Origin of the sequence: Pseudoalteromonas luteoviolacea, from assembly GCF_018100925.1 — a bacterium.
Taxonomy (GTDB): Bacteria; Pseudomonadota; Gammaproteobacteria; order Enterobacterales; family Alteromonadaceae; genus Pseudoalteromonas; species Pseudoalteromonas obscura.
Map to the genome: position 1 here is coordinate 210,417 of NZ_JAGJEH010000005.1, position 13,657 is coordinate 224,073.

The 13,657-nt window shown below is 41.6% G+C and carries 15 protein-coding genes; 13 read left to right on the forward strand and 2 right to left on the reverse strand.

The genetic code is table 11. The features are described from left to right. The first annotated feature begins 609 nt into the window (after positions 1-609). Complete coding sequence (locus tag J8M00_RS12430; protein ID WP_211010564.1) at positions 610-2,370, forward strand: ATP-binding protein; 1,761 nt, start codon at positions 610-612, stop codon at positions 2,368-2,370. 103 nt (positions 2,371-2,473) lie between these two features. Here J8M00_RS12430 and J8M00_RS12435 read toward each other — a convergent pair whose 3' ends face one another. Both J8M00_RS12435 and J8M00_RS28610 read right to left on the reverse strand, forming a co-directional pair. Continuing rightward, positions 2,474-3,187, reverse strand: a complete 714-nt coding sequence (locus J8M00_RS12435) for a LytR/AlgR family response regulator transcription factor (RefSeq protein ID WP_211010565.1) — start codon at positions 3,185-3,187, stop codon at positions 2,474-2,476. Between the two features lie 11 nt (positions 3,188-3,198). Continuing rightward, entirely contained in the window at positions 3,199-4,926 is a 1,728-nt protein-coding gene (locus J8M00_RS28610; protein WP_211010567.1) for a histidine kinase, read from the reverse strand. Between the two features lie 155 nt (positions 4,927-5,081). Between J8M00_RS28610 and J8M00_RS12445 the strand changes: the two genes are divergently transcribed. The 12 genes from J8M00_RS12445 to J8M00_RS12500 all read left to right on the forward strand — a co-directional run bounded on the left by J8M00_RS12445 (position 5,082) and on the right by J8M00_RS12500 (position 13,604). Beyond that, the gene (locus J8M00_RS12445; RefSeq protein ID WP_247687354.1) at positions 5,082-6,347 is read left to right on the forward strand and encodes a serine hydrolase domain-containing protein; all 1,266 of its coding nucleotides are present in this window, start codon (positions 5,082-5,084) and stop codon (positions 6,345-6,347) included. Between the two features lie 175 nt (positions 6,348-6,522). Continuing rightward, a complete protein-coding gene (locus tag J8M00_RS12450) occupies positions 6,523-6,660 on the forward strand; it encodes a hypothetical protein (RefSeq protein WP_211010569.1) in 138 nt (45 codons plus the stop codon). Between the two features lie 271 nt (positions 6,661-6,931). Then, positions 6,932-8,125: an HD-GYP domain-containing protein gene (locus tag J8M00_RS12455; protein ID WP_211010570.1), complete on the forward strand. Its 1,194-nt coding sequence runs from the start codon at positions 6,932-6,934 to the stop codon at positions 8,123-8,125. A 13-nt stretch (positions 8,126-8,138) separates the two neighbouring features. After that, on the forward strand, positions 8,139-9,401 hold the full coding sequence (locus J8M00_RS12460) for an EAL and HDOD domain-containing protein (RefSeq protein ID WP_211010572.1): 1,263 nt from the start codon (positions 8,139-8,141) through the stop codon (positions 9,399-9,401). Positions 9,402-9,433: 32 nt separating this feature from the next. Then, positions 9,434-9,799 (forward strand): c-type cytochrome, encoded by a 366-nt coding sequence (locus J8M00_RS12465; RefSeq protein WP_211010574.1) that lies wholly within the window; start codon positions 9,434-9,436, stop codon positions 9,797-9,799. Continuing rightward, complete coding sequence (locus J8M00_RS12470; protein WP_211010576.1) at positions 9,780-10,295, forward strand: hypothetical protein; 516 nt, start codon at positions 9,780-9,782, stop codon at positions 10,293-10,295. Before J8M00_RS12465 ends, J8M00_RS12470 begins: the two co-directional genes overlap by 20 nt. Before the next feature lie 42 nt (positions 10,296-10,337). Beyond that, positions 10,338-10,811 (forward strand): GNAT family N-acetyltransferase, encoded by a 474-nt coding sequence (locus J8M00_RS12475; protein ID WP_211010577.1) that lies wholly within the window; start codon positions 10,338-10,340, stop codon positions 10,809-10,811. 309 nt (positions 10,812-11,120) lie between these two features. Beyond that, positions 11,121-11,867, forward strand: coding sequence for a hypothetical protein (locus J8M00_RS12480; protein ID WP_211010579.1), 747 nt, complete (start codon positions 11,121-11,123; stop codon positions 11,865-11,867). Positions 11,868-11,910: 43 nt separating this feature from the next. Further along, a complete protein-coding gene (locus tag J8M00_RS12485) occupies positions 11,911-12,267 on the forward strand; it encodes a nuclear transport factor 2 family protein (RefSeq protein ID WP_211010580.1) in 357 nt (118 codons plus the stop codon). A 94-nt stretch (positions 12,268-12,361) separates the two neighbouring features. Beyond that, a complete protein-coding gene (locus tag J8M00_RS12490) occupies positions 12,362-12,727 on the forward strand; it encodes a Fis family transcriptional regulator (RefSeq protein WP_211010582.1) in 366 nt (121 codons plus the stop codon). Between the two features lie 48 nt (positions 12,728-12,775). After that, positions 12,776-13,012, forward strand: a complete 237-nt coding sequence (locus J8M00_RS12495; RefSeq protein ID WP_211010583.1) for a hypothetical protein — start codon at positions 12,776-12,778, stop codon at positions 13,010-13,012. Positions 13,013-13,172: 160 nt separating this feature from the next. After that, positions 13,173-13,604, forward strand: a complete 432-nt coding sequence (locus J8M00_RS12500; protein ID WP_211010585.1) for an RDD family protein — start codon at positions 13,173-13,175, stop codon at positions 13,602-13,604. Positions 13,605-13,657: the final 53 nt, after the last annotated feature.

Here is a 13,657-nt window from a genome sequence, read left to right on the forward strand (position 1 = left end):
TCATTTTCGGGCTATGTATCGCGATTGCTGAGCCTGGTGACATACATATGTCTGGTTGTGCAGATGCTGATCATACCGTCGTCTTATAAGGCGTCAGTCATTGAGAACATAAAAGGAATAGGGTATTTGGCGTTATGCAATCATTTAGGCTATGGCAGGCGGTGAGCTTTTGTTTTGTACCAATCGCCTGTCTTTATCAACTGTGCTGGGGAGTTTATTTTTCTAACGTCTCGTCGCAATTTTGGCTTTCAGGCACGTTCAATCAAGCTTTGGTGCTTAAACATTCTGGCGAAATAGCCTTGTACATGTTGATGTTATGGTGTGTCGTCACAAAAACGGTGGCAAACACTAAGCTTGGTAAGTTGTTGATCTGTGTTTTGCTTTTAAGTGTGAGCATGTACACTTTGGTGCTTTTAATAAAAGTGTGCATTTTGAACATCTTGTAGCAATATAGCGGTAGATTGAGTTCCGATGTGTGGTGAGAACAATACTCCTGTACACGTGTACCAGTGCAAAAATGCAAACTTTTTAACCTAAACTTAAATAAAAACCCTTGTTTTAGTGTATAAAGTTAAAAGATTAGCTGCGCTTTGGACTTAAACATTTCACATGACGTCTGCTCAATATAGCAACGATACACCTGAACAGAAGCCTTCCTTGGCTAAACTTAACTATGCGCCACGCATAATTGGCTGCGTCTTAATGGCAATTATGCTCATTGGGGCACTGTACAAAGGCCTGAGCTTTACCACTGGTTGTTTTATTTTTCTAAATTGTGCACTTTGGCCTCACGTAGCGCGCTTACACAGCAAACTTTTCTCGGACAAAAATAGCCATGAATACATTAACTTACACTTAGATGCTCTATTTTATGGGATTTGGTGCGCAGTGGTTGGGTTTCAGGTTTGGGTGGTCTTTGCGTTGTTAATCGTTAATTCGTTAAATAGCCTTATCTTGGGTGGTGTGAAAAGGTATTACAGCTGTACTGCCGTATTGGCATTGGGTTGTATATCCGGTGGGGTGTGGTTCGGTTTTGAGTTTGTTGAGCAGTCACCGCTTATCACGCAGGTTGTAGCTGCCGCAAGTGTCTATTTGTATTGTTGCAATGTTGGTTTTTTCAATCGAAAATACTCAGGGCAACTAAAGCGCTCTCGAGATAAAATGCGACAGCAAAATGAAGAACTTAGAGAGGCTAAAGTAAAGGCAGAACAAGCTTCCATAGCTAAGAGCGAATTTTTGGCAAATATGAGCCATGAGATACGCACACCGATGAATGGTATTCTAGGTGCACTACAGATTTTTGAGAAAGGAAATCTCGATAAGGAATCAAAAAGTTTAATGTCAAAAGCCGTATATTCTGCGCAATCCTTACTTACGGTTATTAATGATATTTTGGATTTTTCAAAAATTGAAGCGCATAAATTGGCGCTAGAGCTCGCTCCTTTTTCAATGGCAGATACTGTTGAGTCCGTCGTGTCAGATTTAAAAGTTGAAGCAGAAAAAAAATTTATTTCACTCGATACAAGTTTTGATCTGGGGAAATCTGATGGCCGCTTGGGTGATTCTGTCAGAGTTCGGCAGATCCTGCTCAACTTGGTGTCAAATGCCGTCAAGTTTACTGACTCAGGCGGAATAAAAATTGAAGTGCAGGCCATTCAATTCCAAGGAGAATCGGCGCTACATATCGCAGTAAAAGACACCGGAATTGGAATGGATAAAAACGCCCAGCAGTCGATATTTGACCGATTTCAACAAGCTGACTCGTCGACCACACGCAAGTATGGTGGCACTGGGTTAGGCCTTGCCATCACGGCGAGCTTAGTTCACTTAATGGGTGGCACAATTAATCTTAAAAGTGAACTAGGTAAAGGCACCACGATTGATGTTATCTTATCACTGGCACCTGCTGAGCTAACTGATCCAAATAAAGAGGGAGACGAAGACTGCTTTCCAAATTTTGCAACTTTGAAAATTCTAATCGCTGAAGACAATGAAATAAACCAAATAGTGATTAAAAAGATGCTAGAGAAAACTGGTGCCACTTTGGATGTCGTTGAGAATGGTAAACTTGCGGTAGAAGCCTTTAATCAGTCTTACTATGACATTGTTTTAATGGACATACAAATGCCTGAAATGGACGGTATAGAAGCATTTTTGTTAATTCAAAAAGCCAATCCAAACATACCTGTAATTGCACTCACCGCAAATGTGATGTCGCAAGACATTGCGCACTATAAAAGTCTCGGCTTTGCAGCCCATATTGGTAAGCCAGTGGCTATGCACGCGATGTACCGCACCATTAAACAATCAGTAAAGCAAAATACGCGTAACCTAGAACAAGGGGATGATTTGTCTAATAACCAATGCTAATTGACCTTTCTTGTTTTGCATGTTTATCCATAGCGATGCATTAAACAATATCTAGTTTGATTGTAAGTACTTACTATACATTTAATTTCAGTATAGTGATTTACTAGCTTTTGTTTGTGTCTATATGACTTTTAATCGAGAGGTATTTGGTGCGTCCAATCGGCAATTGCGTGTTATCGCGTAACTGTGCAAAATAACGTCCGCCAGACTCTACCTGTATGCGTGCTAGCTGATTGATGTTGACGACGTATGAGCGGTGGATCCGTTCAAATTGCTCTGGTAAAAGCAGTTGAATTTTTTCAATACTTTTGCTGTGCAAATAGACCTCTTCACCGTTTATCAGATGAATTTCACTGTAGTGGCCATCGGCTTTGAGCCAAGCAATATTGGCGACTTCGATTAACTCGATAGCTGCGCGTTTTTTTACGCTTAAGTAACGGCAACCATAATGGCTTCGCAAAGTGTTATCAGTGAGCTTGGCGAGGGCCTTAGCTAGTCTGTGTTCCTCCAATGGTTTTGCGATAAAATCCAGAACACCAAACTCAAATGCCTCGATTGCTTTGTCGGCATAGGCAGAAATCACAATGGTATGAAAAGCCTTTGCCAGTTGATTTTGAAGTAAAGAAAAGCCATTTTGGCCCTGTAAATTTAGGTCGAGCAGTAATAGATCTACTTCGTTATCTGCAAGATAGTCCTCAGCTTCAGATAAGGTAAAAAATTGCCCTAAGTGGGTGAGTTTTTGTCCTAAAATATTGCGTGTAAATCGCGCAATCCTTTGTTGTAATAGAGGTTCATCTTCTACTATGACGACTCTCATAAAACACTCCTCTATGTAAACTTCGGTCTAATTTGGTATTCGTATCGTGTTACCCAATGGTCAGCAACTTGGCAACTGTCTAGCTGCCAATCAGACTCGCAAACTTGTGCCATTTTAGCGCGAATATATGCATCACCAATTCCCATGCCCTGATGTTGAGTAACGGCGTCAATTGGTGTCGTAAGCTCTAAAATGATTCGGCTTTTACCGACTTGAATGGAGAGTTTAATGGGTCTGTCTGACGTGATGCGATTATGAGTAAAGCAGTTTTCAATTTGACTGTGAACAATGGCTGTCGGCACTAGTATGTGAGTAGCGCAATGAGAGGCGCTATCAGGTAGTATGTGTGTCACTAATTGATAGTTTTGCTGGTAACGTACTGACATTATTTTGAGGTGACTGTGACATAGGCGCAATTCTTCCTCTAGCGTGACAACTTCTTTTTCGCTCACTTTTACCAGAGCACGAAACTCTTCTGCTAGCTGTTGCACAAATTCGTTGGCTTGTGTCGGAGCAAAGTCGATAAGTTCCTGAACCTGCATCAAGCAGTTCATAAGGTAGTGCGGTTGCAGATTTCTGCGCAGTAACTCGCCCTTTACTTTGCCTGCTTCCAAAGCCAAATTTCGCTGTTTGATAAGTTGATTTAAAAGTGATATGCCAATTGAAGCCAGTACTAAGGTAATGCTGAGTGCAAAGCCAAACTCTAAAAATAGCCGAGGTGCTAAAATGAACCCTATTAGAGAAGCGGCACAGATCAGCAGGGCTGTGACACTTCCAGCCTTGTTGTGCCTCAAAGCAATAACATTGATTGCGCCAACAAATAGCAATGAGGAGCAAAAGAGCCATGCACTGCGAGCATCAAAGCTGGTTGTAGAATACACCACTGCAAGTAGCGTTAAAGCAAGCGCGGTGAGCCAGAGAGACTTGCGAGAGATATTGTGCTGAGCAAGGTAGTAACTCGGAAGCAGGGAGGTCACAACAAGGGTCAATGCAACCACAATATTCATTCGCAGGAGGTGTACATCATAGTAATAATTTACCCAGAGCTTCCATTGCTCAGCAACCAATAGAGCAAGCGTAAAAACACACAACAACGCAAATATGAGGTGACTAGTTTGATGGCTATAGCGTAGATATACAGTAAGAAAGATCACAAATAGCACTAATAAGCCACCGATTAACATTGCTGTAATGCTACTGGCAACAATAATTGTTTGGTAAAACGTTTGTTGGTCGACAATTGCAAGTGCATAGGCGATTGCTGCAAATGCATCTGCTGTGTGAAAACTTGATAGCTCAAGGCTTATCAAGTGCTCACCGGGGGGCATTGTTTTATAGTCCAATTGGGTCAAACTGCTAATCGCACCGACTTGTTCGTAGGTTTTAGAGCTACCAGGTACACCATTTTTGCCAATCAGCTCACCATTTAGATAGATCTCATAGGCAGCGAGCGCTAAAAACAATAGTGTTGGATTTGGTGGCAGCTGTTCCTGATCGATAGTGAGAGTACCTCTAATGCAGAGGTGTTGTTGGGGTTGGATATTGGGAAATTGAAAAGTTTGCCAATGACGATCATCTAGCTCTATGCTGTGGCAACCTTGCCCTAAACTTTCTGAGAAAGGCGCCTGCCGAAGGTTGCTTACCCCTTGAAGCGCTGAGTTGGCGAAAGATTTGTGCGCCAATACCCCAATGAGTAGGCACATTAAAATCAATCCATTTCTAATTTCTATTTTAATCACAGTTAATACCGTTCCCTAACATATTGCACATTGTAAACCATCTTTCAGTGCATGAAATGCGTTTAATGCAACTCAGGTGCAGTTGGTGAGTTTGATCAATTATTTTGAGTTCAATTTTGGATAATTGGCTCAAACCTTATATGAGGAGAGCTGAAATGAAAAAAGGGGTGCTTTGGTTAGCGTCGACATTGGGTGTAATGAGTTTGTGGGCTGCACTGAATTTTTATGCCACAACACAGGGGTGGTTTATCGAAAAAATCGCAGCAGATGGCGATATACAAGAGTTTGTGGCCAACATTAAAACTGAGGTTGATAAAGGCTTTGAGGGCAATGCAGCGATGTTATTGATGCAGCGAGGGGAGGTCATTGCAACGCATCATGTGTCGAAGGGCGATTTAGTGAATGCTGATTCAATATTTGGCGTCGCATCTCTGGGCAAGTGGGTTGCTGCTGTGGCTGCGATGAAATTGGCAGAGCAGGGCAAGTTGGATCTCGATGCTCCAGTGTCTAATTACTTAACACGCTGGCAATTGCCGCCGAGCGAGTTTGGCAATGATGGCGTCACAGTAAGAAGGTTACTGAGCCACACCGCCGGCATTACCGATGGCTTAGGTCACGATGGCTTCCCTGTAGGTACGCCGGTTCAGCCGTTGGTCGAACATTTGACCTTGGCAGCTGATCGCGAACCGGATAAATCGGGAAAAGTTGCAGTGGGCATACAGCCGGGTACTAGATGGCAGTACTCGGGCGGTAGCTACAACTTACTTCAGCTGTTAATTGAAGAGATTTCTGGGCAGGGTTTTGCACAATATATGCAACAAACGATATTTCAGCCCTTGGGTATGACAAATACTGGATATAGTGTAGATAGAAGCGCACCCCAAACGGCTCAGTATTTTGGTGAAAATCAAACCTTGTTAGTTTATCCAAACTATACGTCTTTAGCTGCAACGGGGTTGTATAGTACAACGTCAGACCTTGCCAAATTTGTGCGTTCACAAATTCCGGTTTCAGTCCTAAATACACCCGGAAAAAGAATACTAACCGATCAGAGTCTTTTGGCAATGCATCAGCCAATTGGCCAATCGGGCGGACTTGAGATCTGGGGAGCGGGAGTCATGTTATATGCAGATAATAATCATGGTAGTTTTATTTTGGGACATGGTGGTCGCTCCCCAATGCTCAATGCAACAGCGCGCATGAACCCCCATACTGGCAATGCCTTTATCATGTTTCAAACAGGTAACAAGCGCGCATTTGCATCTAACATGGCAACTAAATGGACAAACTGGGAAGCAGGAACGCCAGACATGTTTCAGCTGCGTTTTATGCTGGTTGATATGTTTAATTTGATTGCCATTGGTTGTGGCGTCATTTTGTTATTGAGTGTTCTTGGTTTTGTTTACACCAGGAAACAGTAAACATACCAGTGCGCAGGGGCAGATTGCCCCTTTTCGCATTCCGGTGCCTATGTGAAAGTAAAGGCAATACATTGAATAGCGCACGCAGGTAGGTTTGGCGACTCTAGGTAGCTGCAGATGTTCAGCTAGCCCCTTCGCAATTGATAAATGCATAGTCAATTTGATCTGAATCATAATGAAAGAACAAATATTGCTCAAAGGCTTGAGAAAGAAAAATGTTATGCAGTATTATGCTTGCACTTTCATGGACTCGAAAGTGATTGCAGCCAGTGGGGATGGCACAAAGCAAGAGGAAAAAGATGTATCCGATTGAGTTAATTACACCTTCTAAAGCAATATTTTAGAGGGCGGAACATCATTTAAGGTATTCGCGCCTGCATTCAAGGTACCTTAATATTTTGCGTGACTATGCTAGTTACGTTTTTGTCAAACGTACGCTATATGTCCTGATCCACTCTATCATTCCGTCCTTTCGTTAATGTCGGCTGTTAAGGCCCTGAATCTGTACTTACACAATGATCTTTTTCCTTGATTGGATTTTACTCAGGTAGCCATTTTTTGGCCGAAGGGACTGGAGTATTGGATTGAAAAAACAAATTCCCATCGAATCTTTAAGAATAGGCATGTATGTCTGTGCCATAGAAGCGCAATGGTTACATACCCCATTTTGGTGTCATGCGTTTTTGGTTGAGTCTAAAGAGCAAATTGCCAAACTCTCGAAATACTGTCGTAGAGTTACGGTTGATACTGAGCGGGAAGTAATGCTTGCCCAAGAAGTAGAGCAGACCAAAAACAACAACATTGTTATAAAAGCAAAGAGCCAAGAGAGGCAGCGTACAGCTTATAGCAAGCATAAGACAATGCATAGTTGCCGCACTGTGCACAGTAAAGGTGTGTCGGTTCTAAACGAAATATTTAGCGATGTGCGTTTTGGCAAAAGTCTCGATACGGGTGCAGCCAAGCACGTGGTTACTGAATTGACTACACACGTAATCAGTCACACTGATGCCATGCTTTATCTTGCGCAAATGAGGAAAAAGTCCAATTGCTTAGCGCAAAAATCAGTGAACGTGTGCATTTTTAGTCTCGCTTTTGGCAAGCACATAGGCATTGCCAATAAAAAGATGTTGCATCTTGGGTTAGGGGCGTTGCTGCATGACGTCGGTATGTTGTACGTAACGCCTGAAGTATTGGCGCAAAATAGAGCATTTACCGTGGAGCAGCGACAAAAAATGCAAAGGCATCCTCAACTTGGCGTCGACATACTGAATAAAGCACCAGACATACCACAAGATGTAAAAGACATTGTGTTGTGTCACCACGAGCGGATTGACGGGCAAGGGTATCCAAGCGGACTTGCAGAGCGAAAAATGAGTTTACTAACACGCATGGTGGCGATCACATCTGTATATGAAGCCTTGACTCGTCAACGCAGCTATCAACAAATGTATTCACCCATTGAAGCGTTGCAATATCTGTATAGTCGGCGTGCGGCGGAATTTGATGAGCGCTTGGTGGAAAAGTTCATTCATGCACTAAGTATTTATCCGATAGGGTGTGTGGTTGAGACCAGCAGTGGTGAAATTGCTGTGGTTGTTAAAGCCTGCAATGAAAGTCGTCTAAGGCCAACACTAGAGTTGTTGAGCGGCAACAAGTGTGGGCACAAGCTGGATTTAAGTGACAGACAATATATGCATATGGAGATCAAAGCGGTGATGTCACCAAATGATCCTAGGATTTCTCAAATATTGGAAAAATTAGCAGAGACAGTTTTGTAAAAAGGGAGTAAACATGGCAACAGAAGAAAATTGTCGTGGGCCTGCATCTGAGTTCGAGTGCATTTTGGCCCGCCAGCCAATCTGTGACCGAGAATTAAGATTAGTTGGATACGAGCTGTTATACCGTCCACATTGTCAGTCGACGTGCTGTACTGAGCCTGACCCAGAATATGCGACGGCGCAGGTGATGATCACAGCGATGACAGAGGTAGGCATGGACTTGCTCAGTGCGGATGTACCTTGTTTTATCAATATGACAAAAGATGCTTTAAATCATGCTCAGTCATTGAGCTTATCTGCAAGTTCGGTTGTATTTGAAGTCTTGGAAGATGTGGTAATAGATGAGTATTTAGTTAATTCCGTCAAGGCGTTGGCTGAGCGGGGCTACACCATAGCGCTCGATGACTTTGTATACAGTGAAGCGGCTATTCCTCTGTTGGAGTGTGCAGATATAGTTAAGGTGGATATCAGAGCATTTAATACACAGGCATTAATCCGCCAAGTCAATTTACTACGGCGCTTTTCTGTGAAATTGTTGGCCGAAAAGGTTGAAACTTGGCAAGAGTATCGAATGTGCAAAAAGCTGGGTTTTGAGCTGTTTCAGGGGTACTTTTTTGCTTCCCCGGAAATGCTAAATGGTAAAAAAGCGCCACACAATCGAATCTCAACACTTAGGTTGCTGATAAAACTTAACGATCCACAGGTCAGTTTTGTCGAGTTGGAAACTTTGGTGTCTCAAGACCCATTTATTTACTATAAGTTGCTGAGGTATATCAATTCTGCTTACACCGGTATGGGGAAGGTTTTTCATGATATTAAATCAATATTGATTTTTTTAGGTTTGGAGCAGTTGCGTACTTTGGTTTGTATTATGGCGCTCAGTCGTATGACAGATAAACCGCCTATGCTGTTTTTATTGATGTTGCAGCGCGCCAAGTTTTGCGAATTAATGGCTGAGCAGCAGCGACTGACGAGCGCGCAGCGCAATGCTTATTTTACCACGGGTCTGTTTTCTTTGTTGGAAACTTGTTTAGACATACCGGCTCAACAGTTGTTTCATCATATTCCCCTATGTGGCTCTGTCAAAACAGCGATATTAAAAAAGCAAGGCCATGGGGGCAAGGTGCTACAGTGTGCCATCGCCATTGAATGCCAGCAACAATTTGATTACGCCTGTTGTAATGTAACTGAGCAAACGGTTAAAGCGTGTCATTATGAAGCTGTTAATTGGGCCTACAAACAAATGAATAGTGTATTGCTATCAAGCGAAACATAAATGCATAACAGTTAGGTACAGGCGCAAAGAGAATGAAAAATTACCTTACTTTGGTGTTATCGATTTGGCTTTTTGGTTGCACAGATAACGAATCACATGAGCACCCCGCATTCAAAACTGGTAAAGAGTTGTTTGCACATCATTGCCAAGGGTGTCACGGGGAGCGAGGGCAAGGGAACTTTCTTAAGGGGGTTCCTGCCAACGTAAAAACCCAGAAAACGCAATTAGAACTGATTGCATGGTTAAAAAATAGTGAGCAAATACCAAGAGCCATGCCCTCATTTGAAGCAATGACGGATGCAGAAGCTGTACTCATAATTGAACATTTGAACTATCTCAAATTTAACTATCAAACTGCTATGGAGAAAAGGTTAAACAATGACGGAGTCCATCACTAATCCATTACAAAATATGGGCTTATGCGCTTACTCGAAGGAACAGTATGGGAAGTTTTTCTTGGCATTTAGAAATACCGAACAAGATGTATTTGTGATCACAGAATTGGCGAAAGTTAATGGCGGGCCTGGAGTTAAATACCGTATCCAGTTGCCTCAAGAGAACAAAATTCGCTTTAAAAGCAGCATGCTATCAAAAACCAAATCATACTATTCGGCGAAAGTCGAGTTTGAAGGTTGTTATCACAATGGAGATGGTGAGTTAGTCATCAACATGGCGGTCTTGAGGTTATTTAATTTACCTGAGGAAAGCAGCCGCGCTATTTTGCGACATCCTAAATTTGAACAGGCACACCTGCAAATTCCAGTCCACATTAGATTGGAAGATGATAGGGTTTATCTGCTGCTAGACAGTGCGTATGATTTAGAGGTGCTTGATGCCGATAAGGCGTACAATTGTTTTTTCAGAGTTAAAAAAACGGCTTGGGCGTGTTTTTAACTGAGTATTTCTTTCTATCTCATTAAACTTGAGTGAATAAATATGGATATAAGCTTTAAAGTTGCCACAAGAGAAGACTGCGAGATCATTGCAGAAATGGTTGTACAGCTGACTACTGAAATTTGTCAGTTAACCCGTGCACAGCATTTTGAGATAGATCTAAAAAGCACCGCTAGGCGTTGTTTCAAGCTGATGGGTGAAGGGCATTACTCTGCAATCATAGGTTTTTATCAAAATGAGCCGATTGCAGTGGCGACGATGACTGAGACTTATGCACTGTATGCGGGAGGAAAAATAGGTGTTGTTCAAGAGTTTTATGTGTCTGATGCGTATAGGTCTCACGGTGTAGGGTCCATGTTGATAGAGCAAGTACAGGCGTATGGTCACGAACGTAGCTGGTCTTGTCTTGAGCTTTGTACACCACCCTTACCAGAATTTGAACGTACATTGAGCTTTTATCAACGCAATGGCTTGGTACCCGTTGGTGGAAGAAAAATGAGACAAATGTTTACATAAAGTCCAAATGGGTAAAGGAAAACGCCAAAACAACCCATACTCACTCATCTATTTTAATAACAAGGACTAACAGTAACTCTAAAGGGAGCTGAGCGTTAGTTACTTTGTCATTCAATCTTCAACCATGATTAGCCGCATGATCAAGCAAGGTATTTTGTTTGTTTTTTATCAATAATGATGCACAAAAATTCAATCGGTGATTCGGAAGTGATAGAATCGCCTTTTTGGGAACGTCATCCGTAAAGCTAGTTTGTAGCAAGAAACACGCGTTCTTATTGTGTAATTCGTACGATAAGGAGTAAAGAAAATATGTATAAAGCTGTTATTGCGCTGGCGTTACTGTCATTAGTGGGGTGTTCGGCAACTTATCAACCTTTGACCGGTACATACGGCTATGTTGTTATTCCTAAGAACGATATTCACCATATTGAATACCACGGTACAGACAAGGGTTTTGTTGAGAATAGTTGGTTACAAGCGGCGAATGAAACCTGTCCTAGCGGTTTTGAAACTTTGTCAAAAACTGAAGACGTGATCCGCGGCACGGTTAAATCACCAGTCGCAGGCCAAATGGTAAACTTAGGCACTCAAGATGTAATTTTGTTGGGTAAAATCAAATGCCATGTTCAAGAGGCTGGTTCGTCTGTTTTAACAGACTTCGCTTGGCAAGAATCAAGTGCTCAGCAAGTTGATTATTTTAGCCATGCCTATGTTGCCAAAAAGATAGAAATGCGCCATGACCAAGTTCGGTTTATAGGCTCAGCACCAACTACAAAAGTGATTGAATATCTAGATTGGAAGTTTGGTAAAAGCGTTGCAGAAGTTAACGACAATGGACTTAAAACCAAAGTATGGTTAAATAGAAATACAGTATTAGCCAGCGCTGTGGCGGTGACATATAAAGATGAATGTCCTAATGTTGTGAAAATATTACCGCCATTTTCGGTAATGCTCCTTGGAGGTGCAAACAATAGCAAAAATTTAGAAAAAGTCGCCGTGATGTCGAGTGGTATTTACAAAGCCTACCCTAAATGCACAGATCCCTTGTTAAAGTAAATTAACAGTACTTTTATAAACCATAGTCAATAGGAGTGTTTTGATGGAGTTAAAACAAATTGTTGAAAACTGGGTTGCGACATTTAATCGCGGTGATGCCGATGCAATTGCTGAATTTTATTGTGACAACGCAGTAAATCACCAAGTTGCAAATGATCCTATCGTCGGTAAAGACGCCATTAAGCAGATGTTTGCAAGTGAGTTTGCCACGGCAGATATGTTCTGTATCGTGGAAAATATATTCCAAGATGGTCAATGGGTTATTTTAGAGTGGAAAGACCCCATTGGGCTTCGTGGCTGTGGTTTCTTTCAGTTTGAAAATGAGTTAATTACTTTTCAACGGGGGTATTGGGATAAGTTGAGCTTTCTTAAAGCAAATAACTTGCCTATTCCCCAATAGATGCTAAGCCTGCCAGATACTACAAAGCGGAGCGGGAATACAGATCTATGTATATATCCTCCTGTTTAAGTTGGGAACAAACACCGAGAGCAGCATGAGAAAGTCAGATAAAAAACTAGAAAAAAATATTGTTTTAGCTTTAACCGAGGCTTGTGACGATGCACTTAAGCGTTATAAAGGGTTTGAATGGCTTACCCACGCAGTCAATTTTCAGTCTTTTCCAGAGAGCTTATCTATCGTGTGTGTATTTGATACTCGTGAAAACCTAGTACAAACCCTTGCCGATGATAAAGGCAATCAACTAAAAGCCTCGATTGAAGCTAAGCTTTTTTCGTTTGGTATTAAAGCAAAAGGTGTGAAAAAACGCATTGTATTTGATACTGAGGAAGCTTGTCATACTGAACACGACGGCAATTGGAAACGGAGACTGGAAGGGTTACAAAATGCACACCATGTGTAACCATAACCGTTAAGTATTTTAATGAATATACAATAAGTTGGAGAAGTTATGTCTAGTGAAAAAGAAAAATATCAGAAAAGGCTCTCAATTATAGGCGCAATTGGTTTCCCTTTTTATCTTATTTTGTCGCTTGGGGCTGCCGCTCACTTTAAAGGTCATGCGGTTTTTCCTTTACTCCAAGATCCTGAGATAGCATTTCAAGCGTTTATTGTTGGAGTTATTGGTGCAGCCGTTGATATTACCCTTGCAGTATACACTGCGCTAAAAATTAAAAATCTGAGCTGAAAATATATAAAAATCTTGTTTGCTTGAACAGCGAAAAATCAACTTTACCAAAGTGTGTTTTTATTACATTCACAAACTTGATTAAATATATTATTGTTCATTAAAAATAACTTTAAAGGAAAATATAAGTATTGTGACTTCAGAAATTAAAAGTGAAAGTATGTCTCAAAACTATCTAGGGTTTTGGGCAAGGTTTGGTGCCAGTATTATTGATAGCATAATGTTGTTGTTTATTACTATCCCACTCATATATTCAATTTATGGCGGTGATTACTGGACCTCAAGGGAGATCATACTAGGACCAGCGGAGTTGCTGATTAACTATGTTTTGCCTATTGCGGCAATTATCTTATTCTGGCTATACAAATCGACTACGCCAGGGAAAATGGTCTACAAGGCAAAAATAGTGGATGCAAAGACTGGCCGCGCGCTATCTGCTCGACAGTCAATTATCAGGTATATAGCCTATTATGTCTCTTTGCTACCATTCGGTTTGGGCTTTTTTTGGGTGGCTTGGGACCCTAAAAAACAGGGGTGGCATGACAAATTAGCTGGCACTGTGGTTATTCGAGAGCCAAATAATGAAATCTAGTAACCACGGCGATAAATTAGTTTTTGTGCTATGTGGTCTCGCACACTTGCTAA

Bases quoted from the DNA above. Each gene is read 5' to 3' on its own strand.
- J8M00_RS12430 (WP_211010564.1), top strand. From the start codon at position 610: ATGACGTCTGCTCAATATAGCAACGATACACCTGAACAGAAGCCTTCC.
- J8M00_RS12435 (WP_211010565.1), bottom strand. From the start codon at position 3,187: ATGAGAGTCGTCATAGTAGAAGATGAACCTCTATTACAACAAAGGATT.
- J8M00_RS12445 (WP_247687354.1), top strand. From the start codon at position 5,082: ATGAAAAAAGGGGTGCTTTGGTTAGCGTCGACATTGGGTGTAATGAGT.
- J8M00_RS12450 (WP_211010569.1), top strand. From the start codon at position 6,523: ATGAAAGAACAAATATTGCTCAAAGGCTTGAGAAAGAAAAATGTTATG.
- J8M00_RS12460 (WP_211010572.1), top strand. From the start codon at position 8,139: ATGGCAACAGAAGAAAATTGTCGTGGGCCTGCATCTGAGTTCGAGTGC.
- J8M00_RS12465 (WP_211010574.1), top strand. From the start codon at position 9,434: ATGAAAAATTACCTTACTTTGGTGTTATCGATTTGGCTTTTTGGTTGC.
- J8M00_RS12470 (WP_211010576.1), top strand. From the start codon at position 9,780: ATGACGGAGTCCATCACTAATCCATTACAAAATATGGGCTTATGCGCT.
- J8M00_RS12475 (WP_211010577.1), top strand. From the start codon at position 10,338: ATGGATATAAGCTTTAAAGTTGCCACAAGAGAAGACTGCGAGATCATT.
- J8M00_RS12480 (WP_211010579.1), top strand. From the start codon at position 11,121: ATGTATAAAGCTGTTATTGCGCTGGCGTTACTGTCATTAGTGGGGTGT.
- J8M00_RS12485 (WP_211010580.1), top strand. From the start codon at position 11,911: ATGGAGTTAAAACAAATTGTTGAAAACTGGGTTGCGACATTTAATCGC.
- J8M00_RS12490 (WP_211010582.1), top strand. From the start codon at position 12,362: ATGAGAAAGTCAGATAAAAAACTAGAAAAAAATATTGTTTTAGCTTTA.
- J8M00_RS12495 (WP_211010583.1), top strand. From the start codon at position 12,776: ATGTCTAGTGAAAAAGAAAAATATCAGAAAAGGCTCTCAATTATAGGC.
- J8M00_RS12500 (WP_211010585.1), top strand. From the start codon at position 13,173: ATGTCTCAAAACTATCTAGGGTTTTGGGCAAGGTTTGGTGCCAGTATT.